The following is a 23,368-nucleotide window of genomic DNA, read 5'->3' as shown; positions in this document are numbered from 1 at the left end:
TATTGATTAAAAGAAAAAAAGCCGGTCTAAAATTTTAGACCGGCTCTTTTTATAAGAAATTGTTGTTATTTCCAACCACCACCAAGTTCCTGATAGATATTGGTTACAGCACTGAGCTGGTTCTTTTTTGTTTCTATGAGTTCCAGTTTTGACTCCAGGGCATCCCGCTGGGTCATTAGCACTTCCAGATAATCTGCCCTTGCCGATTTAAATAAGTCATTGGAGATATCAATAGATTTGTTGAGTGCATCTACCTGGTCAGACTTCAAACGAAAACTCTTTTCCAGGTTATCTATATTCGACATTTGAGTAGAAACTTCTAAGTATCCATTTAAAATTGTTCGCTCATAGTTATACATGGCCTGAAGCTGACGCAAGTTTGCATTTTTAAACTCTGCCTTAATTCCGTTTCTATTAATTAGCGGGCCAGCAAGATCTCCGGCAAGTGAATACAGCATTGATTCGGGCGATTTCACCAGATAAGATGGGTTAAATGCCTGAAACCCGAACGCTGCGGAAATATCGAGTGAAGGATAGAATTCCGCTTTTGCTACTTTTACATCTAATTTCGCAGCAGCCAGCTCCAGTTCTGCTTGTTTAATGTCTGGTCTGTTGGCCAGCAGCTGCGATGGAATACCTGTGCGAACTGCCGGAGGCAAGAGGTTCAGAAAATTGCCATGATCTCTTGGGATTTCCTGAGGGAATCGACCAAGTAAAAAATTGATCTTGTTTTCACCCTCCTTGATCTTTTGAAGAATGTCAAACTCCAAACTTTGAGAATTCAGTACTTCCGCTTTAAATTTCTGAACAGCTAATTCGGTTACCCTGGTTGCTTGTTTTTGAATTTTTACTATCTCAAGGGCATCCTTTTGAAGCTGGATGTTCTGTTTAACAATCTCTAACTGATTATCCAAAGCCAGCAATTCATAATAAGAGTTGGCAACCTCAGCAATTAAATTAGTCAGCACAAAATTTTTGCCCTCTACGGTAGATAAGTATCTGCTAATTGCAGCTTTCTTAGAGTTACGGAGTTTTTTCCAAATATCTACTTCCCAGTTTGCATACACTGCAGCGGTATAGTCCATCAGTGGGTCTGGAGTTTCTTTTCCCGGGGCAATTTCTGTTGAAGCATCACCCGCACCCTGGCTGGTGTACCTTCCTACTTTTTCAACACCCAAGCCAAGCTTTGCACCTACGGTTGGTAAAAGCGCTCCCTGTTTAAATTTGATGTCGTTCTTGGCTATTTCCACTTCCTGAAGTGTTATACTCAACTCCTGGTTATGTTTAAGGGCCGTGTCAATCAGATTCACCAAATTTGGGTCGGTAAAAAAGCGCCTCCATTCAAGCGCAGCCATATTGGTGGTATCCCTGTTGTCATTATAAGATTCGGGAACAGATTTGTTTTCAGCAGACTGCATGAACGCAGGGACCTTACAGCTTGCAACGGCCAGGCAAATACCCACCAGGCCAATGCATTTATATATCTTGTGTTTATACATTGTGATCAATTTCTTCAGTTAAAGGATTTTCTTCTTCATTTTTAACAAGAGCATATTTTTCTGAGATTTTGCCGAAGATGTAGTACAATCCCGGTATGATAAGAACACCGAAAACAGTTCCGAAAAGCATACCTCCGGCAGCAGCCGATCCGATTGTCCTGTTACCTGTTGCACCCGGTCCGGAAGCAAAAACCAATGGGATCAATCCGGCAATAAATGCAAAGGAAGTCATCAGAATAGGGCGGAACCTTACGGCCGAACCTTCAATAGCCGCCTGAAGTACTGAGCTTCCTGCCCTGTGTTTCTGAACGGCAAACTCTATGATCAATACAGCATTCTTACCCAGCAGACCGATAAGCATAACCATAGCCACCTGAGCATATATGTTATTCTCTAACCCGAATAATTTCAACAAGAGGAATGCTCCGAAAATTCCGGCCGGAAGTGAAAGAATTACAGGGAATGGTAAAATAAAGCTCTCATACTGTGCAGCAAGGAGCATATACACGAAAACAAGGCAGATGATGAAGATATAGATCGCTTCATTTCCACGGGCAACCTCGTCTTTGGAAATACCTGCCCAGTCAATCGAGAATCCTCTTGGTAAACTGGTTTTAGCCACTTCCGATACTGCATTAATTGCTGAACCACTACTATAGCCTGGCGCAGAGGAACCACTAATCTCTGATGCATTATACATGTTGTGTCTGGTGATCTCTGATAATCCGTAAACCTTCTCAATTTTCATGAAGGCCGAGAATGGCACCATCTCGTCACGGTTATTCTTCACATATAGTTTCAGAACATCTTCAGGTAAGGCCCGGTATTGTGGCAAGGCCTGCACCATCACTTTGTATTGCCTATCGTATTTGATAAAGCTGGTTTCATAGTTACTTCCCACTAATGTAGAAAGCGTATTCATCGCATTCTCAATAGTTACTCCTTTTTGCTGAGCAATGTCGTTATCAATCTTGAGCATGTATTGCGGGAAACTGGCACTGTAAAACGTAAATACCGATGATAATTCAGGGCGTTTACTCAGTTCCTTTACAAAATCCCTGCTCACCGTTTCCATCTTTTTGTAATCACCTGTTCCGGCTTTATCCAGCAAACGCAACTCAAAACCACCAGCAGCTCCGTAACCCGGTACAGCGGGTGGTTGGAAAAATTCAATGGTGGCCCCCGTTACATCTTTAGATTTCTCTTCCAATTCATTAATTACCTCCTGTACAGAGTGTTTACGTTCCTCCCAGCTTTTCAAGTTGATCAGACAAGTTCCTGAATTGGCTCCGGTACCCTCTGTAAGGATCTCATAACCCGCCAAAGAGGAAACGGATTGTACATCTTCCATGCCTTCGGCAATTTTCTGTAGCTTCTCGGCAACTTGATTTGTTCTTTCCAATGATGAACCGGGAGGGGTTTGTATTACCGCATAAAACATCCCCTGATCTTCGTTTGGTATGAAACCTGAGGGAAGGCTGTTGTTTAGTAGCCATATACCAGCGCAAAAGGCAACTAACATGATAAAAGTGACCGCCCGTCTGTTAACAATTAAACTTAACAACTTCTGGTACTTGCCCGAAACCCTGTTGAACCAATTGTTAAAACCATCCAGCACTTTATTAAGCCACGTTTTCTTTTGGGCTTTTCCATGATTATTCTTCAGCATAATTGCACACAGGGCAGGGGTAAGGGTAAGTGCAACCACTCCTGATAAAATAATTGATGTTGCCATGGTAATAGAAAACTGTCTGTAGAATATTCCTACGGGGCCAGACATAAATGCAACAGGAATAAATACCGCTGCCATTACAAAAGTGATCGCAATAATAGCCCCGCTAATCTCATGCATTGCTTCTTCGGTGGCTTTAAGCGGCGAAAGATTCTTTTCTTCCATTTTGGCATGGACTGCTTCAATTACTACAATGGCATTATCTACCACAATACCTATTGCCAGCACCAGAGCGAATAAGGTGATGAGGTTAAGTGTTATCCCAAAGAATTGCATAAATACAAAAGTTCCTATAAGAGATACCGGTACTGCAATGGCCGGGATTAATGTTGAGCGCCAGTCGCCAAGGAAAAGGAATACAACCAATCCTACAAGAATAAATGCCTCTACAAGGGTGTGTATTACTTTTTCAATAGAAGCATCCAGGAATTTGGATACATCATAACTGATCTCATAATCTACACCTTTAGGAAATGAGCTCGATTTKATTTCCTTCAGTTTAGCTTTTATGTCCTTGATTACCTGGCTCGCATTACTTCCATAAGATTGCTTTACAACTATAGCAGCCGAAGGTCGGCCATTAAGATTGGAATAAAGATCGTAATATGAACTTCCAAACTCCACATCAGCTACATCCTTCAGGTGAAGTATCTCTCCTTTTGCGGATGATCTTAGTATGATGTTCTCATATCCCTCTTTGGTACTAAACCTTCCGGGATATTTTAATACATATTCAAATGCCTGAGATCTTTTACCGGAGCTTTCTCCGGTTTTACCTGGCGAAGCTTCCAAACTCTGCTCGTCAAGTGCTTTTAAAACTTCATCGGCCGATATCTTGTAAGCCAGCATACGGTCTGGTTTTAACCATACCCTCATGGCATATTCGCGGTTACCAAGGATATCTGCAACTCCAACACCATCAACTCTTTTTAACTCTGATAATACGTTGATGTCGGCGAAGTTGAAAAGAAACTTCTGATCCATATGCGGGTCTTTACTGTACAGGTTGATGTACATGAGCATATTAGACTCTTCCCTCGTAATCTTTACACCTTCACGCACCACCAAAGGAGGTAGTTTATTGATAACAGAAGCTACACGGTTTTGAATATTTATTGATGCCTGGTTGGGGTCGGTACCCAGATTAAATACGGCCTGTATGGTGGCTTCACCATCATTACCGGCATCTGATGCCATGTATTTCATTCCTGGAACACCGTTAATCGCCCGTTCCAGCGGAATGATTACTGATTTGATCATTAGTTCACCATTTGCTCCCGGATATTCCGCAGTGATGTTCACCTTTGGTGGAGAAATGGAAGGGAATTGTGTTACCGGTAATTGGGTGGTAGCCAACACACCCAGAAATGTAATAATGAGCGATATTACTATAGACAGGACTGGCCTGTGTATGAATTTATTAAACATAGAATTACTTTTTTAAGGATGGAATTACTATTCCGTTTTCAATTGCAGACGGGAAATAACTTCCTTGGGTGCTATAAATTCATATTTGATCTTATCATCATCTTTAACCTTTTGTACACCTTCAAGTAGGATTTTGTCATTTTCAGACAGAGTATTTCCTACTACATACAAGTCAGGCATTCTGCTGCTTATACTAATATTCCGCGATCTCACTACTCCATTCTTGTCAACCACAAAAACATATACTTTGTCCTGAATTTCGTAGGTTGCTTTTTGAGGGATTATTAATGCACCTTTAAGTGGAACTGTCATTTGAACTTTACCTGTCTCGCCATTTTTTAAAAGCTTGTCAGGGTTTGGGAATCTTGCCCTGAAAGCGATGTTTCCTGTTTCATTATCAAATTCACTTTCAACGGTTTCTACCTCACCTTTATATTTCAAGGGTTGGCTATTAGCCAAAAGCAGGCTTACCTTGTTGTCGCCGCGACCTTTGATATTAGTCTGATAGTCCAGATACTCCGGTTCAGATACATTAAAGTAGGCAAACATCTGGCTGTTATCAGAAAGGTTAGTCAATAATTCACCTTCGTCAACAAGACTTCCCAGTTTCAAAGGAATGCGATCAATGGTGCCATCAAATGGTGCTTTGATTTCAGTGAATGACAAGTGTAGTTTTGCTAGCGCCACTTCAGCTTTAGCCTGATCAAGTTTAGCTTGAGCCATTGTCAGCTCATTTTTTGACACTACATTTTTATCAGCCAGAGTTTTGGTATTCTGTAATTCTATCTCTACAGATTTGGCTTCAGCCTGCGCTTTCATTAACTCTGCTTCGTACATTTTTGGCATGATCCTGAACAAGAGCTGGCCCGCTTTTACAGATTGACCTTCGTCAACATAAATGTTCTGCATATATCCTTTTTCTTGTGCCCTAATCTCAATGTTCCTTACAGATTTTATTTGTGAAACATATTCCTTGGTAAATGAGGTGTCAATTTTTAAAGGAGTAGTAACCGCATACTTGCTGATTTCTTCCTTTTCTTTTTTTTCAGATGTACAGCTTGTATGGCATAATATAACGCCCAAGCCCATGAGCATTGCAATTCTCTTCATAGTATGAATTAATTATTAATCGATTTGATGATCAGGAATCAGAGATTCCCTGAAATGAGAAATAGCATCAGTTATCGGGTATGAAACCAGAATTACCTCTACGGGCATGTATGATCACGACTTCGATAACTGAAGCGTATTGTTGATCATATTTTTAGAACTCTTTGTAGAATGTATTTGTAAGAAGAAGTGTAGGAAAGGTGCTTGCAAAAAGGCAAGCGGTTTTTGAAATAAGCGTTGGAATAAATTAAAATAGAAGCATAGGTAAGTGTTGCAAAGTACTTGGCAGGCAATACGGATTTCCTGACAGATACAAGATCATCATCTTCGTCTTCAACACTGATGAAGTCTTCTTTTTTATCACCTATGGTACTGGTTTTAACTTCTGAAAGGCCCTGATTGGCAATCACAAGATTTGTTTGTTGCGATTTTTCAACCTTTTGAACAGCAGAATAACTGCTTGTGCTTTGATGAGTGCCCGCATAAACGTGATTTGATCCTCCTAAAAGGAAGAAACACAKGGATAGGAAGAATACAACAGCAGTTTTCATATTCGGCCACAAAAATAGTATTAGCCTTGAAAGTTAACGTAACCTAACTCTTTTTAACTGTCAAAATTGTGTCAATAATTTTCTTCCTATCTATGTAGTACTTAAAAATGAACAACAGTAGTGTCAACCAGCCACTTATCGTTAATGGTAACTTTAAAACTGGTTGATGTAGAAGGGACTAGTAGTTTGCCTTTCACAATTGTACGCTTGTTTCTGTAAATGGGTACACTCAGGGTTTTTCTTACACCACCTCCGGATATCTCAATTAGAATAGGTCTTTCCGTACTCAGAATATAAATGCTGATTGGGCCATTTGCATTGCTTACCTCGTAACCCGCATTATCATCAATACGGCCGAAGGTTTTTTGATCTTTCAATGTAAAACCTGTTGCTTCGAAATTAACATCAACGATGAACTCAGGTACATCTTCCACAAGTACTTCCAGTTTGCCAACAACCCGCTGCATGGTAAGGTTTATTGTTTGGTTTCCATCGATGCTTATTACTGAAGATTTTGCATAAAAAGTATCATCTGTTTTATAATGCTTATCAGCCATTGTTGGGTTAGGTTGCCAATACTGCATGTTTGCCTCGGCAAGAGGTAATAGTATAGGAACTTCGTTGTCCCGGTAATATTTATTGATCCCAAAAAGTGATTTGGAGCCAACCGCAATAAATATATAATTACCAACAGGCAAATCGAAATATATTTCTCCCATGCCAGGCAAATTGCTGGTTTGAGTTGATCTATAATATTCATTTCCGGTGTCAAAATTAAATATGATAAAGGTCAATTGATTGACTAAATTTTCTATGGGCGTAACTAATGTTGTTTCAGTGCCACCATCTAAGCCTGTTTTTCCATTCTCAACAGAGAGACCCACTTTGTAGGTTGTTTTATTTGGTTCGGGAACTTCTTGCCCAGCTTTTTTACTGCATGCTGATGACAGCAGGATGAAAGTAATTGAAGAGATAAACGCTAATTTTTTCATGATCTTTTTTAAGATGAAAATACCCAACATTTAATGAAAAGAAATGGAACTTTTATGATTGTGTAGCAAAGTGTATAAATATCACATAACCTGTATAACCTGTTATTTATCGCAGTTTAAAGATCGAGAATTACCATTCAATAAGTTTGCTGTATAATCTGAACGTTTTCAGATTAAATTGGTGTTATAAAGAACGCAATTATGATTAACAAAGATTTGTATTACACTCAAACCGAGGCTTGCAGTGTTTTAAGAATTTCTCTGAAGAAATTTAAGAGCATTGTTAAAAATAATAAACTCCTTATTTATAGAAGTTCTGAAACTTCAAATTCCTATGTGAAAAAGAGAGATTTTCTGAATGCAATGCTGAATGGAATATAGCTTCCTAAAAGCATTTGTATCATTTTTGTTGCGCAAACGTTTGTTTCGGGTTGTGTAAAGGCTGTCTTTTTCACCATTAAATAGTGCCTCTGGAGTGCTTTAAACTAACTTCTTAGTAGATAATTAAACATTGGGTTAATTATTATTCCCATAGAAATAAAAAAGATCATGATTCATAAGATCAAGCTTTGCCGAACAAAGCCTGACTGAAGTTTGATATACCTAAAAGCAATTTATTAAAGATTTCAAGAGGAAGTTATACTGGCGTCCGTGCTAAATCAATCGATTGCGTTAAGTTGTACATAATATGTGACCTCCCGACTCTATACATTAGAGCTGAAAAGTTTTAACCATCTAAGTCCTTCCTCTCAATTCATGAGATTAAATAGTATGATAACCTAACAAAGTAATTACTGCAATTCCAATAACTAACTAACAACTAAACTAAATAACAATTATGATTGACTATTATTTAAAACGGCAGCTAAGGCCGTTCGTTAAAACACTAGTATTGATAAAACTTTGTTTTTTAATATTGGTGACTGCATCTATAAGTGCTTATGCAGGAGGCCTGCCTGTAAACTACACACGAGCTGACATTAATGTTAAAGGAACAGTTAAAGACAGTCAAGGTAACCCTATACCTGGTGTTTCTGTACAAGTGAAAAATTTAACAAGCCGCGGAACGTCAACCAATGCAGAAGGAGCCTATGCACTCACTGTACCAGAAAATAGTGTTTTGGTTTTCAGAGCTATAGGTTTTAAAACCAAAGAAGTTACTGCAGCAAAAGCTGGTACAATAGATATAAGTCTTGAGGATGAATCTAGCAACCTGAATGAAGTTGTAGTTGTGGCCTATGGTACACAAAAAAGAACGAGTTTAACTGGTGCTATTGCCACTGTAACTCCTAAGCAGTTAAAGGACAGGCCAGTAACTTCAATACAGAATGCATTACAAGGTGTTTCTCCTGGTCTTACTATTTTACAGCGTCCTGGGGACTTAAGCCGAGATGCATCTGCTTCAACTACTGTAAGCATTAGAGGTAGAAGTAGCCTGGTGTCTGGTGGAAGCAATCCAATGTATGTTATTGATGGCATACCTGCCTCTGCACAGGAATTCGCTACCTTAAATCCTAACGACATTTCTAGTATGTCTGTTTTAAAGGATGCATCTTCTGCTGCATTGTATGGGTCAAGAGCAGCCAATGGTGTTATCATGGTAACTACTAAGCGTGGTAACGGAGAGAAAACTACGGTAGAACTTAATGCAAATTACGGATGGCAATCGCCTACCAAAATGGCGAAATATGTAGGCTCAGGCGATTATACTACACTTTACAATGAGGCATTAACAAATGCTGGTGGTGCTCCACTTTTTACTGCAGAACAAATTCAATGGTATAAAGATGGTTCAAAACCAGATCTTTACCCAAATACTGATTGGTATGATAAAGTTCTTCGCAAAACTGCACCCTTAAGTGATATCAATTTAAACATAAATGCACCAGGTAAAATTACCAATAGTTATTTAGGGGTATCTTATCTTAGTCAGGAATCTATTATTCCGAATAAAGATCAGAACCGTTTTGTGGCTAAGTTAAATACTGAAACTACTATTGTACCTGAAATTTTAAAGGTTGGAACTAACTTCTCGTTCATAAACCAAAATTTTGACCGTAAAGGCAACATGAGCTGGACAGAGCTTAACAGGTCTTTGCCAACTTCTGTATTTCGCCAGAGCAATGGCGATTGGGGATCAATCGATAATGGCAAAGCCAATGCGCAAACAGCAGGTCGTAATCAGGCACGCATAATTGAAGAAGGCGGTAAAGCCTGGGATCGTGATAATTATTTCCAGACCTCTGCTAATGCTACTTTAACACCATTAAAAGGGCTGTCAATAAATGGATTAGTTTCCCTAAAATATACAAATGGCAACTCATGGTCTTTTAACAATACCCTTGATCCTATTAATGACTTTTTAACCGGAAAGCCAATTACTTCAACTCAAAAAGTGCAGAATGATATGCTTGAATACTGGCGTAAAAGGAGGGAGCTTTTAACGCAGGTAACAACTGATTATGAACGTACTTTTGGCAAACATTATGGTAAATTAACAGTAGGTGCATCGCAAGAAAGCAATACCTACAGAACAGCATTTGTGGGGCGTAAAAATTTCCCGAATAATGATATGACCACTGTTGTATCGGGATCATCAAATCCTGAAGATATCAACTCTGATGACGATGGACAGGCAAACCGAAGTAACCAGCAAGATTGGGCTATGCGCTCTGTTTTTGGACGTTTCAATTATGCTTTTAACGACAAATACCTTTTAGAAGTTAATACACGTATAGATTATTCATCCCGTTTTCGTAAAGATATCCGCAGAGCAGTATTCCCCTCGTTTTCTGCAGGTTGGAATGTAAGTAAAGAGGACTTTATGAAAAATGTGGATTGGATCAATAATTTGAAATTGCGTGGTTCATGGGGTTCTTTGGGTAACCAGGATGTCGTATCAATTGGAAACTATTTCGACCTGTTAAATACTGGCTATCAATATAGTTTTGAAGAGGCTCCACAAGGCGGAGTGTGGTCAGCAAAAATTGCCAACCCATTGGCAACCTGGGAAAAAGTATATATGACAGATTTGGGTATCGACCTAAGTATGTTCAACGGTAAACTAGATATTACTACAGATTACTATATTAAAAATACTAAGGATCTTTTAATGAGGGTTCCTGCACTTGCAACCAGTGGAGTAAATACAAGCACTACCGATGCTATAAATAGTGGGCTTCCACTATCAAATGGTGCCGCTACCCAAAACAAAGGATTTGAGCTTGCGATTACTCACAACAACAAAATTGGCAGCGATTTTACGTTCAGCATTGGAGGTAATTTATCAATTATTAAGAGTACCATTACTAAGCTAGGCGATGGTAGCGAAACATTTGACGGACGATTTATACAGAAAGTTGGTGAATCAATAGGTTCTTTTTACGGATATGAATCAGAAGGTCTTTTTGTTGATGCTGCTGACGTAACAAATCACGCTTTCCAAACAGCTACCACCAAAGCAGGAKATATTAAATATAAAGATTTAAATGGTGATAACCTGATCGATGCTTCCGATCGCAAGATAATTGGCAACAATGTTCCGTGGTTAAATTATGGGTTTAATTTAAACGCTACATACAAAGGTTTCGATTTCAGTGTACTTACTTACGGGGTGGCAAAGGTTAAAACTTATTTATCTGAAGAGGCTGCTTATCCATTCTTTAATGGCGCCAATGTAAAAGAGCAGTGGTTAAACAGATGGACAACTGCTAATCCTGATCCGAATGCTGATTTCCCACGCATTTTAACAACAGCTGCTGGGGCACATAATTATAATCCTACTTCATCATTCTGGTTATTCAGTGGGGCCTATTTCAGAGTAAGAGGCATAACCTTAGGTTATACTATTCCACAAGATGTAACTAAAAGAATTGGATTGGCTAAACTAAGAATTTATGGAACAGCGAATAACCCTTTCACTTTTATGGCTGATAAACGATTAGCAGATTATGACCCTGAGTCTGATTCTGGACGTGGAGGTTACCCGGGTATTAAAACCTGGTCAATTGGTTTAAGTGCTGGTTTCTAATCATAATAATACGAATATCATGAAAAAAATAACATCAATATATATACTTACAGGGCTTTTAACAATAGGCGCTGTTACCTCTTGCAAAAAAGACTTTTTGGAAAGACCACCATTGGATCAATTGTCTGAAGCAACTTTTTGGAAAAACCCTAATGATGTCTATCAGGCAGTTATGGCTGTTTATAATCAGCTACCTGGCGATGGAATAATTTATGACGATGGTGCAACAGATAATGCCCATGCGCAGTATCCATGGGAAAGCTCTGCTACAGATGTTTCAGCCGGAACGCTTACGTCTACAACTGATGCGGGTTGGAGTTTCATCGACATCCGACGTGCAAATTATTTCCTTGCCAATGCAGATAAAGTAACTACAGTAGATGCTGCTTTATTGGAAAGATATAAAGCGGAAGTAAGGTTTTTAAGGGCACTGTTTTATTCCAGATTAACAAATAAATTTGGAGATGTTCCTTTAATTACAACGGTTTTAGCCTTGGGCGCGGAAAATGTACCAAGAACTCCAAAAGCTGAAGTAGTAAAATTTATTACTGATGAGCTTGATGCCGTTTCTAAAATTTTGCCCCAAAGTTATGCCGGCGGTAAACCAAATGAAAAAGGAAGAATCACCAAAGGAGCAGCCCTTGCATTAAAGGCCAGGGTACATTTAAATGAAAGTCAGTGGCAACTGGCCGTTGATGCATCAAGTCAGGTAATGACTCTGGGCTATAGCTTATTTAAAGTTGGTGCAGAAGAAGCCATAGATGCTAAAGATGATTATAGCAAATGGGTTACGTTTGCCAATGCTAACGACGAGAAGAAATTCCGTTTGGGTCTGCGCAGTTATGAGGCACTTTTTCATAAAGTAAATGAGGGTAATACTGAGGTAATTTTAGACCGTCAGCAGATTGACCAAAAAGATGCGAATTTCCTAAATACTTATTTATTGCCGGGCACTATTGGTGGTTGGAGCTCAGTAACTCCAACTCAGGAATTGGTAAATAGTTATGGCAGTTATAAAACCGGCGAGGCAGTTATTCCAACAGATCCGGCTCAACGTGCTGACTGGTATAAAACTAACAATCCCGCATTCGCTAACGAGTATAAAAACCGTGATCCACGTTTTTATGCTACAATTCTGTTTGAAAACTCACCTTGGAATGCGGTTGAAGACGATTATAAATTTAATTGGGTTCAGGGCGCTTCCAATATGTCCTTAACAGGATATAATTTTCGTAAACTGGTTGACCCTGCAATCTATCGTCAACAGGTAGACAACCATGCCAATATAATTTTAATCCGTTATGCTGAGGTATTGTTGACCTACGCAGAAGCTAAAAATGAATTAAGCGGACCTGATGCTACAGTTTATGATGCCTTAGACGCAGTTAGAACGCGTTCAGGAATGCCTGTTGTTGATAGAGTAAAGTATGCAGGAAAAGATGCGCTTAGAGAAGTAATTCGTAATGAACGTAGGGTAGAGCTTGCCTTAGAGGGACAACGATATATGGATATTCGTCGTTGGAAAATTGCCCCTCAGGTAATGAAAACTATAAATAATATTAAAAATACTCAGGCTCAGGAAAGAACATGGAATGATAGATTTTATCTGATGCCTGTTCCGCAAAAGGAAGTGGATCTTTCAAAAGGAGTATTAACTCAAAATGCAGGATATAATTAATTAAAAGCATTTTCCTTAAACTATTAAAACGAGTGTCCTTATCATATGGACACTCGTTTTTTTATGCCCATCAATGTCGTAGTTATATAATCGGCATTACCGGTATAATTATCTAAAAAAAGAAATTCTTTTATAAATAATTATTCTCTTCCTAATAGGATTTAGCATGTATTTGTACTCATAATTTAATATTTAAGAGCCTGTAGGTGCAGGATGCCAGTCAGTATAGTACAGGTTGCTGCTCGATGAAACTATTAATATTATTGAAATAGCAACCAATAGTTTTCCCTCGAAAACGATTGTGCCTAACCAAATATAGATTTATTATGAGCTTTAATATCAGATCCTCTGCTGGTCTTTTATTGGTGCTGTGTGCCACTGTAACAAATGTTTTTTCACAGAAGCCACTAACCAATTATACTGCAACATTGCCAGCCACAGATGCTTTGGGCAGAAAACTACCCACATTTAATGAAGTAGGCAAAGAGAAAAGCGACAAATTTATTGGCCTGTTCTATTGGACATGGCATTATGCTCAAGCCAAGCTGAAACCAAATAATACGACTGCCTTTTTACAGAAACATCCCGACGCGCTTTACGATTACAAGCATCCGGCATGGCCACAAAACATCATGAATTTCTGGAATGAACCGCTGTTTGGTTATTACGTAAATACGGACAAATGGGTGCTTTGGAAGCATGCCGAAATGCTGGCTGATGCAGGTGTTGATATGATTATGTTTGATTGTACCAATGGAGATCTGGTGTGGAAGCCTGCGTATATGGCATTGTGTGAAGTGTTTTCAGAGGCTAGAAAAAATGGTATCCGTACCCCTCAGATCGCTTTTATGATGGGCTTTGGGGCATCAAAAGATACCAAAAGTGCCATTAGTCAGGTTTATAACGACCTATACAAACCAGGCCTTTATAAAGACTTGTGGTTTCAATGGAAAGGTAAACCCTTAATTATGGCTTACCCGGATAATATTGATCCCGAGATTAAGCACTTTTTTACTTTTCGTCCGGGACAACCGGTTTACAACAAAGGGCCTGAACGTAAAGATCATTGGGGATGGCTGGAGATATATCCTCAGCATGGCTTCGTAAAAAATGATGATGGAAGCTTTGAACAAATGACGGTTGGCACATCTCAAAACTGGACCAAGGAAAATGGTTTAAATCCAATGAACGCGAAAGGTGCATTTGGAAGAAGTTACACTAACAAAAATGGGCAAAATACAAATAAGGGCGCTCATCAATACGGGCTGAATTTTCAGGAACAATGGGACTATGCTTTAAAGCAAAACGTTGAACTGGTATTTGTTACCGGCTGGAACGAATGGATAGCCGGTAGATATGAAACCTGGCAGGATCAGCCAAATGCCTTTCCCGATCAGTTTGATACAGAACACAGTAGAGATATAGAGCCTATGAAAGGTGGTCATCAGGATAATTACTATTACCAGTTAATCGCTAACATCCGCCGCTTTAAAGGGATGCCTGCTCCTGAAAAAGCCTCTGCAGCAAAAACGATCGGCATGGATGGGAAATTCGATGAATGGCTTAACGTTAGGCCGGAATTTCTGGCGCATAAGGGAAATACCATCCATCGCGATGCTGATGGCTTTGCAGGTACACATTATACAAATACGACTGGGCGAAATGACATTGTAAAAGCCAAAGTAGCAAGAGATAACAAGTATGTCTATTTCTATGTAGAAACAGCAGATAAGCTTACCAATCACAAAGATCCTGCATGGATGCGCCTGTTTATAGATATTGATAGGGATAAAAAAACAGGATGGGAGGGATATGACTTTGTAGTGAATAGAAAATCTCCAGACCAAAAGGCTTTTTTGGAAAAATCCACAAAGGGATGGAATTGGAAACAGGTAGCGCAAGTCGATCTAAACTACATCGGTAATCAGCTTGAAATCCGTATTCCGAGAACATTCCTAACCTTAAAAAACGCATTAAATTTTGAATTTAAATGGTCTGATAACATGCAGACTGATGGTGATATTATTGATTTCCTGATCAATGGAGATGTTGCACCCTCGGGAAGATTTAATTATCCATATAAAGAAGATTGACACCAACAAAGCACACCTGAAACCTAACCTAATAAATCCAAATCAAACATTTCAAAAATGCTCATTATGAGGAAAAAACGACTATTCTCAAAGCTCTATTGGACTCCTTTGCTATTGCTGGCAATATGTAGTTCACTTAATGCTTTCTCACAGGAACAGATCACTGTCTCCGGAAAGGTATTGGATTCACTGGATCTTGGTCCCTTACCCGGGGTCACTGTTACGGTTCAGGGATCTAAGGTGGGTACCCAGACAAATGAAAACGGGACTTACACTATTAAAGCGCCGTCAAATGCCATATTGGTATTTGCATACATAGGATATATTCAAAAGAAAATAGCTGTAAACGGAAAATCAGCAATTAATGTAACTCTGGTAAATTCCGATGAGAAATTGGACGAAGTGGTTGTAGTAGGATATGGTCAACAGAAGAAAATTTCGGTAACAGGGGCAGTTTCTTCGGTCTCCTCCAGAGAACTTAAACAAAATTCTTCTGCAAGTCTTGCTAATGCATTGGCGGGTAAATTGTCGGGCTTAACATCCATTCAGTCTGGGGGTGGCCAACCGGGACGTGACGATGCAACTATGTATCTGCGTGGCGCCGCAACAACTAATACTAAAAGCCCTCTTATTCTAATTGATGGAGTTCCCCGTGATAACATACGGACCATTGACGCTAGCGAGGTCGCAACTATTTCCGTATTGAAAGATGCATCAGCAACGGCAGTATTTGGTGTTAGAGGAGCAAATGGGGTTATCCTTATTACCACCAAACGAGGTACGGAAGGTAAGCCCGAATTATCTGTCAATTTAGATCAGAGTTATTCATCATTTACTCGGGAACCAGAAAGGCTGCACTCTATAGACTATATGAAGCTAAGAAATGAAGCTTCTAAAAACGACAACATATCGCCACTTCCTTTTAGTCAGGAAACCATGGATAAATACCTAAATCCTTTGGCAGGCTTAGATCCAAATGATCCCGACTATGCACAAAAAGCGGCAGTTCGAAAATACATGTATCCGGATCATGATTATTATCGTGAGTTTATATCCCGTTATTCACCGCAAACAAGAATTAATACCAGTGCAAGCGGGGGAACAGAAAGAGTATCCTACTTTGTAAACGCTGCATATCTTAATCAAGGGGGTAACCTTAAAACTGAGCCTAAATCGGTATTGGGTTATGATCCTTCCGCAAAAATGGATAGGTTTAATTTTAGGGCCAATCTGGATTATAAAGTCACGAACTCACTAAAGTCATTTTTAAATATAGGTAGTTATATAGAACAGATTAATATGCCTTCAGCATGGCTATATGGCGGAGGTGATACAAATTGGATGATGAGAGATTTATTGTATCAGGCCCAAACCATTTTGCCGATTACGCCGGGACCAACAACCATAGGTGGTTTTGGAATAGCGCCAGGTCAAATAGTAGATCCGGGATACTTAGACCGTTCTGCCTTTGAAATTATGAACAGATTTGGATATCGTAACGAAGTTAGATCTAACCTGAATTCCACTTTAGGGCTCGATTGGGATTTAAGTAGTTTCGTTACCAAAGGGCTAAGTGTTAAAGGGATGATCTCTTATGATTCTAAATCAACTACCGCTACCCAAGGCAAGAAAAGCGAGCGTCTTTATCTTGCCGAAGTTAACCCGGAAACTAATCAGTTAAGTTATGCGGTTAAACGTCCCGATGAAGAATTGCTTTCATTAACTAAGGGAGCAGATTCCCGTTATAATATCAATATGCAGGCCTCGGTTAATTATGCCCGAACATTTGCTGAAAAGCATGAGGTTGGTGCAATGATCCTTGGTCAACGCGATTATTGGGAAACCCCGGGTGGTGATATTCCTTTTAACGTATTAGGTATAGCAGCCAGGGCCACGTATGCTTATGACAATCGCTATCTGGCAGAATTTAACATGGGATATAATGGTTCTGAACAGTTTGCGCCAAACAAACGCTTTGGCTTTTTCCCAGCGGCTTCAATTGGATGGATTCTAAGTAATGAGCAATTCCTAAAAAATAATAAGACAATTACCAGTCTAAAATTACGTGCATCTTATGGCAAAGTAGGTAACGATCAAATGGGCGGTTACAGGTTTCTTTATCAAAGTAACATCACAGTTGGCGGTGGCCCACTTGGCAGCCTTGGAGGTGGAATAAATCAGGCTCTTCTGGCTAATCCAAATCTAACCTGGGAGGTCGCTGTAAAACAAAACTATGGTATAGACCTACAATTATTTAAGGATTTAAGTGGTTCCTTCGATTATTTTGTTGAGAAAAGAAGCAACATTCTGATCGAGCGTAACACTGTGCCTGAATTTCAAGGCGTACCCTTAAATTTTATTCCAAGAGTAAATATGGGATTGGTCGATAATAAAGGATATGAAATTGAGCTAACCTATAATAAATCACTCGCAAAGGACCTTTCTTTAATGGTTAAGGGAAATTATGGATATAACCATAACGTAGTTAAATTTATAGATGAACAGATCCGTGATGAATCTTACGCAACAAAATATAGATCTACAGGGTACTCAATTGGTCAAACCCTTGGATACAAAATAGATTACAGCAACGGAAATGGGTATTTCAATTCAAAAGAAGAACTTGACAATTATCTTGCGCATACCACTTATGGCTTCGGTACGCCAAGAGTAGGCGATTTTAAGTATGTAGATGCTAATGGCGATGGAGTGGTTAATGATAAGGATCAGATGGCCATTGGCTATAGCACCATACCCAGGGTTACTTACGGTTTTACATTGGGCCTTAATTATAAAGGATTTGAATTTACAGCATTCCTGCAAGGTGTAAGCAAGTACTCCAATAATTATTCTGATCAGGGAGTTTATGAAACTATAAAACTGGGTACTTATTTCGATTATCATAAAAATGCATGGACTCCGGAGCGATATGCGAACGGCGAGAAGATTACTTATCCGGCATTAAGCACATTGAACAATACGAATCACACGGCCAATGATTTCTTCATTATGGACCGTTCATTTATTCGTCTTAGAAATGTGGAATTAGCCTACACACTTCCCCTGGGAATCCTTAATAAAATTGGAGTTCAAAGATTAAGGGTTTACGTAAGCGGAMAAAATCTTTATACCTGGGATCATTTAAAAATGGGCCATTTGGATCCTGAGAACAATGATCCTCTCGGATACCCTGTAACCAAAATGGCAAACTTTGGCTTAAATGTTACTTTCTAATCCCCAATACAAGAAGTTATGAAAACGAAATATATAGTTTTATTAATCGCGCTCTCCATGTTTTTCCTTGCTGCGTGTAAGAAAGCTTTGGATACAGCACCCGATGGCAAGATCACTATGGAGGAAGTCTTTGCTGATAACGAAAAGGTGAAAGCTTTTTTAAATACCTGTTATGCAAACATGCCCGTAAAAGGGACCAGATACTTTTTTTGGCAAAGAGGCCCCGTTAACTGGAGCGACGAATCCTGGGATACGGATGCGGAAGCAGAGTCGGGACTTATGAGTGGCCGAATGTACAATGGCAATGCGTCTGCCGGTAATCATCCCATAACCAATGTAAGTGGGGATAGTGGAAATGGAAATTATTGGGCAAACTATTGGAGCGCTATCCGCAACTGTACCATATTTATAAGCCGCATAGATAATGCAACGGTGGGCAATGAATCAGATAGAAAACGCTGGAAAGCTGAAGCACATCTTTTAAGGGCTTACTATTACTCAGAACTACTAAAATGGTTTGGCCCTTCGCTACCTATAGAACGTGAACCATATGATTTTTCAGGTGACTTTTCCAAAGTAAAAAGAGAGACTTATTATGATGTAGTTAAGTTTATCATGGAAGATTGTGATGTTGCACTTGGCACAAATGAATTGCAATGGAGAATTAACTCAGATCAGGAAGCTGGCCGTGTAAACAAAGCAATGGCAGAGGCCATAAAATCAAAAATGATCCTCTTTGCTGCGAGCCCATTATATAATGAAGGCAAAAATTATTGGGAAGAGGCTTATCAAGTCAACAAAACATCATTAGAAAATTTAAGAAAAAACGGCTTTGAGCTTTATAATAAGGTAAACTATCCACAAACTTATCTTTCAGATGTTGCATACCTCGGGCCAAACAAGAATGAAAAAACGGCCATCTATAATGAATATTTCACTCAGACAATGGGTTATGCATCCAGCGTAGATCATGAAACAATATATCAAAGTCGCGATGGGCAAGGTAATATCTGGAATATTGATGGCATTGGTGCACAGGATGGATACAAATCAGGAACCTGCCCAACGCAGGAGCTTGTAGATGCATATGAGACCATTGATGGGAAGCCAATTCTAAATCTTGCAAATCCATATCTTGATGATAAGCACCAGCAGCCAAACTACAATCCTGAAAATAAAACCTATGATCCTAAAAACCCATATGCAAACAGAGATCCACGTTTTTATGCTTCCATCTACTACAATGGATCGAAAAGAAAAGCATTCTGGAATTTTGCGGAAGTGCCTGAATCTATTGAAAATTATCCTGCACCAATGGGTAATAGAACAAGGATTATTGCAACTTATGTCGGTGAACCGCAAACCGGTATTCATGCTTCTACCAGAAAGGCAACCCGTACAGGCTACTTCGAAAGGAAATTCCTGCATCCAAACTCGGGTAATGATAATCCTGTGGGCGGTGCAAATTGGAAAATGTTCCGTCTTGGAGAAGTCATCTTAAACTTTGCAGAGGCAGCTGCTGAAGCAGGTAAATTACCTGAAGCAACTACAGCTGTTAACGAAATACGGGCCAGGGCGGGGATGCCAGAAATACCTTCGAATCTATCTAAAGAACAGTTGATACTCAGGGTCAGGAATGAGCGTAGGGTAGAGCTGGCTATGGAAGAAAACAGGTATTTCGACGTTCGCAGATGGACGCTGCCAACCGGCGACCTTTCTAAAACCGATCAGTGGGTAACAGGGATGGAAATTACCAGAAACCCCGACGGAACCTTTACCTATAACCGAAGACCTGTCCGCACCAATGAACGCAAGAATTTTACCAATAAATTCCTTTGGGTACCTATACCGCTTGATGAGGCAAACCGCCTGCAGTCAATTACAGGAGTTAAGTGGCAAAGTAACGGTTGGTAATAATAGTTTTTAATAGACCTCAATGACAAATCAGATGATACATAAATTAATGATCAAAATAACATTGCTGCTGGCACTCTTGTTTTCCATAGGAACAAGTGTCAGCGCACAGGAGGTATCGGTCCCAGTGAAAGGCATAGTGAAGGATGAATTTGGAAGACCGCTTGCTGGCGTAACAATAAGCTCCCGGGATGGAGAAACAGGAACATCAACAAATGCAAATGGTGAGTACGCCATAATACTGGATGTGAATAGCCCACTGATATTTTCCTATGCTGGTTATTCTACACAAAAAATAGCTATCAATGGGAAAGCTCAGATTGATGTTGAGTTAAAACCAGATATACATAAAAAAGACGATGTAGTTCAACTGGGGTATACCTCACAGCTGCGACATGAGGTTTCCGGATCGGTAGCAACAGTTACAGGCGAAGAGCTGGAAAAATCTCCTGTAGCAAATCTTACCCAAAGTTTTGCTGGTCGTTTTGCAGGCTTAGTGACACAAGAAACGTACTCAGAGCTATCAAGAGCAACTACCAATATTTATGTCAGAGGGCTATCTGCTGCAAGGGGCAACGGACCACTCGTAATTATTGATGGAATTATATGTGCTTATAACAGCAATCAGACGCTCGAGTACATCAGTGCAAATGAAATCGAATCTGTTACTGTGTTAAAAGACGCATCTACCCAAGCGCTTTATGGTATTCAGGGTGCAAATGGATTAATCGTGATTACTACCAAACGCGGGATAAAAGGCAATGTCCAAATAAAAACAACTTTCGATCAATCCATACAGCAGGTAACAACCACACCAACGTTTTACAGTGCTGCCGATTACKCATCGATGAGAAATCAGGCATTGGTTAATGATAAAAAGGAAAAGTTATTTAGCGATCAGCAGATTGAAAACTTTCGTTCAGGCGGGAACGACCTTTATCCCAATAACAATTGGTATGATAGGTATTTTAAGGACTACGCAGCCATGCAGCGTGCAAGTCTTAACGTTACCGGCGGAAACGAAAAAGTACAATTCTATTCCAATGTGAACTTTATGCATCAGGGAGGACAGTTTATTACAGATCAGGATAAATACAATTCTAATGCAAACAACGTTTGGGTTAACTATCGCAGTAATGTTGATATGAGCCTAAACCGGTACCTTAAAGCATTTATCCGCTTAAGTGGTAATATTAAAAGAGAACGAACCCCTGGTTCCGGAAATTCAACAATATATGGCAGCCTTTTTCAGATTCCTCCAACTGTGTATGGTCCGTTAACTCCGAATGGTCAGGTAATTACAACGAGTAATGTGGGCTCGCCAACCTTTGGGATGTTAAACCGATCTGGGTATGTAAGACATACAGTGACCAATATCACCTCGCAGTTTGGGCTTGATCTGGACATGGGGTTCCTTACAAAAGGCTTAAATTTAACAGGTGTAGTTGCTTATCAGACTAATGCCGTTGGCAGTTTAAGTACTACTCAGGATTATGAACGCTGGACAAGAGATAATACCAAACCCGAAGAACTCCTGTTCAATAGAAAAGGTGACCAGAACAATACACCTTTGAAATATGGCAAGGGAAGTTCATACTATTATCACCTAACCTACAATGGAGCGCTTAATTACAGCCGGGATTTCGGTAAGCATCATGTAGGAGGTATGGCCTATATGTTCTTCCAAAATCTGACAAAGGCAGATACAGGTTCCCCGGGATTATTGCCTTATAACCGCCTAAGCTCGGGCGCAGAAGCAACCTACAGCTTCGATAACCGGTACCATATTAAGTTTGATGTTGGTTATTCGGGTTCTGAGCAATATGCGCGCAGCGACCGTTATACCTTTACTCCGGCAATTTCTGCAGCCTGGGAAGTGTCGAACGAAGATTTTATGAAGGATGCAGCCTGGCTAAGCAACCTTAAATTAAGGGCTTCTTATGGTAAAACAGCAAACGACCAAAGTGGCTTAAACCGGTTCGCCTACCTCGATGAGGTAACCGTTAGAGGAGGAGGACCAATTGGTTCCCTTCAGTATATTATAGATGAGAGGACCGTTGGAAATCCTCATATACAGGCTGAAATATCTACAAAACAAAACTATGGGTTAGATCTGGGATTATTTAATTCCCTATCTTTTACTGTAGATGTGTTTAAAGAGCGCATGAATAATATGGTAGTTAGTGCGCTATCAGCTATTCCTTTGTATCAGGGTATACCTTTAAATAATTATCCTAAAACAAACACAGGTATTTTTGAAAACAAGGGCTACGAAATAACCGCCAATTATACCAAGGCTTTAAATCAGGATGTGAAAATATCGTTGGGAGGTTTAATTGGTTATTCGAAAAATAAAGTGATTAATACAAATGAGCCACTGAGAAACGACGATTACATTTATAGAAAGCAGGAGGAGGGCTATTCTTATGGCCAAACATTTGGATACCTGGTTGATTATAGTAACGGCAATGGATTTTTTAATACTCAGCAAGAACTTGATGGTAACAAAATTGAGTACAAAGTTGGTAATCCACGTTTAGGGGATCTTAAATATCAGGATCTAAATGATGATGGTATTATAAATGAGGCTGATAAGGCTCCAATAGGTACCGGAGCACTTCCAAGGTTTACATATGGAATATCGGGAGGTGTTGCCTATAAATCCTTCGATCTGAGTTTCTTATTACAAGGAATTGGTCAGTACTCTTCGGTAATTGTTGGGCAGGGTGTTTGGGAAGCAGATTTTGATGGAATATATGGTTCCTTGCACAAAAATGCATGGACGCCGGAACGCTACCAAAACGGTGAAGCAATAACAGCCCCTGCATTGTCGACAGTTAAGTCCTCCAGTCAGGAAATAAACGATTATTATAAGTATAACAGATCGTATTTACGCCTTAAAAATGTAGAGCTTTCGTACACCCTGCCTGGCCGTCTGTCTAAAGCCATCTCGGCAGAAAAAATCAAGTTCTTACTTAGCGGACAGAATCTAATCACCTGGGATAAAATGAAGTCGAAAGATTTTGGTCCTGAAGGTGGGGGTTATACTTCTTTCCCGGTCTACAGGGTATTTAACATAGGTGTAAATGTTGTTTTTTAACAAATTA

The 23,368-nt window shown here is 39.7% G+C and carries 11 protein-coding genes; 6 read left to right on the top strand and 5 right to left on the bottom strand.

Annotated elements, in window-relative coordinates:
* Positions 1–65: 65 nt before the first annotated feature.
* The 5 genes from AC1DDK_RS04720 to AC1DDK_RS04700 form a co-directional block, all read right to left on the bottom strand.
* On the bottom strand, positions 66–1,499 hold the full coding sequence (locus tag AC1DDK_RS04720; RefSeq protein WP_172661052.1) for a TolC family protein: 1,434 nt from the start codon (positions 1,497–1,499) through the stop codon (positions 66–68).
* Positions 1,492–4,659, bottom strand: coding sequence for an efflux RND transporter permease subunit (locus AC1DDK_RS04715; RefSeq protein ID WP_288879536.1), 3,168 nt, complete (start codon positions 4,657–4,659; stop codon positions 1,492–1,494). The genes AC1DDK_RS04720 and AC1DDK_RS04715 overlap by 8 nt, the downstream gene beginning before the upstream one ends.
* A gap of 27 nt (positions 4,660–4,686) precedes the next feature.
* Entirely contained in the window at positions 4,687–5,769 is a 1,083-nt protein-coding gene (locus tag AC1DDK_RS04710) for an efflux RND transporter periplasmic adaptor subunit (RefSeq protein ID WP_048903825.1), read from the bottom strand.
* 146 nt (positions 5,770–5,915) lie between these two features.
* Positions 5,916–6,320: a hypothetical protein gene (locus AC1DDK_RS04705; protein ID WP_477633867.1), complete on the bottom strand. Its 405-nt coding sequence runs from the start codon at positions 6,318–6,320 to the stop codon at positions 5,916–5,918.
* Between the two features lie 101 nt (positions 6,321–6,421).
* Positions 6,422–7,312 carry a FimB/Mfa2 family fimbrial subunit gene (locus AC1DDK_RS04700; RefSeq protein ID WP_288879539.1) on the bottom strand — a complete coding sequence of 297 codons (891 nt, stop codon included), beginning with the start codon at positions 7,310–7,312 and terminating at the stop codon, positions 6,422–6,424.
* A gap of 892 nt (positions 7,313–8,204) precedes the next feature.
* Here AC1DDK_RS04700 and AC1DDK_RS04695 point away from each other — a divergent pair.
* The 6 genes from AC1DDK_RS04695 to AC1DDK_RS04670 all read left to right on the top strand — a co-directional run bounded on the left by AC1DDK_RS04695 (position 8,205) and on the right by AC1DDK_RS04670 (position 23,361).
* Entirely contained in the window at positions 8,205–11,342 is a 3,138-nt protein-coding gene (locus tag AC1DDK_RS04695; RefSeq protein WP_477633866.1) for a SusC/RagA family TonB-linked outer membrane protein, read from the top strand.
* A 19-nt stretch (positions 11,343–11,361) separates the two neighbouring features.
* Positions 11,362–13,020, top strand: a complete 1,659-nt coding sequence (locus AC1DDK_RS04690) for a RagB/SusD family nutrient uptake outer membrane protein (protein ID WP_288879541.1) — start codon at positions 11,362–11,364, stop codon at positions 13,018–13,020.
* Between the two features lie 326 nt (positions 13,021–13,346).
* Entirely contained in the window at positions 13,347–15,113 is a 1,767-nt protein-coding gene (locus AC1DDK_RS04685) for a hypothetical protein (RefSeq protein WP_288879542.1), read from the top strand.
* 66 nt (positions 15,114–15,179) lie between these two features.
* The gene (locus AC1DDK_RS04680; RefSeq protein ID WP_477633865.1) at positions 15,180–18,347 is read left to right on the top strand and encodes a SusC/RagA family TonB-linked outer membrane protein; all 3,168 of its coding nucleotides are present in this window, start codon (positions 15,180–15,182) and stop codon (positions 18,345–18,347) included.
* An 18-nt stretch (positions 18,348–18,365) separates the two neighbouring features.
* On the top strand, positions 18,366–20,261 hold the full coding sequence (locus AC1DDK_RS04675; protein ID WP_288879544.1) for a RagB/SusD family nutrient uptake outer membrane protein: 1,896 nt from the start codon (positions 18,366–18,368) through the stop codon (positions 20,259–20,261).
* A gap of 49 nt (positions 20,262–20,310) precedes the next feature.
* The gene (locus tag AC1DDK_RS04670; protein ID WP_477633864.1) at positions 20,311–23,361 is read left to right on the top strand and encodes a SusC/RagA family TonB-linked outer membrane protein; all 3,051 of its coding nucleotides are present in this window, start codon (positions 20,311–20,313) and stop codon (positions 23,359–23,361) included.
* Positions 23,362–23,368 lie beyond the last annotated feature (7 nt).

Source organism: Pedobacter sp. 05T44 (assembly GCF_056395985.1).
Note: the sequence above shows the minus strand (reverse complement) of the source record. Positions and strands in the feature narration are given on the sequence as shown.

Excerpts from the sequence above, each read along its gene's own strand:
- AC1DDK_RS04720 (WP_172661052.1), bottom strand. The coding sequence starts at position 1,499 with ATGTATAAACACAAGATATATAAATGCATTGGCCTGGTGGGTATTTGC.
- AC1DDK_RS04710 (WP_048903825.1), bottom strand. The coding sequence starts at position 5,769 with ATGAAGAGAATTGCAATGCTCATGGGCTTGGGCGTTATATTATGCCAT.
- AC1DDK_RS04700 (WP_288879539.1), bottom strand. The coding sequence starts at position 7,312 with ATGAAAAAATTAGCGTTTATCTCTTCAATTACTTTCATCCTGCTGTCA.
- AC1DDK_RS04690 (WP_288879541.1), top strand. The coding sequence starts at position 11,362 with ATGAAAAAAATAACATCAATATATATACTTACAGGGCTTTTAACAATA.
- AC1DDK_RS04685 (WP_288879542.1), top strand. The coding sequence starts at position 13,347 with ATGAGCTTTAATATCAGATCCTCTGCTGGTCTTTTATTGGTGCTGTGT.
- AC1DDK_RS04675 (WP_288879544.1), top strand. The coding sequence starts at position 18,366 with ATGAAAACGAAATATATAGTTTTATTAATCGCGCTCTCCATGTTTTTC.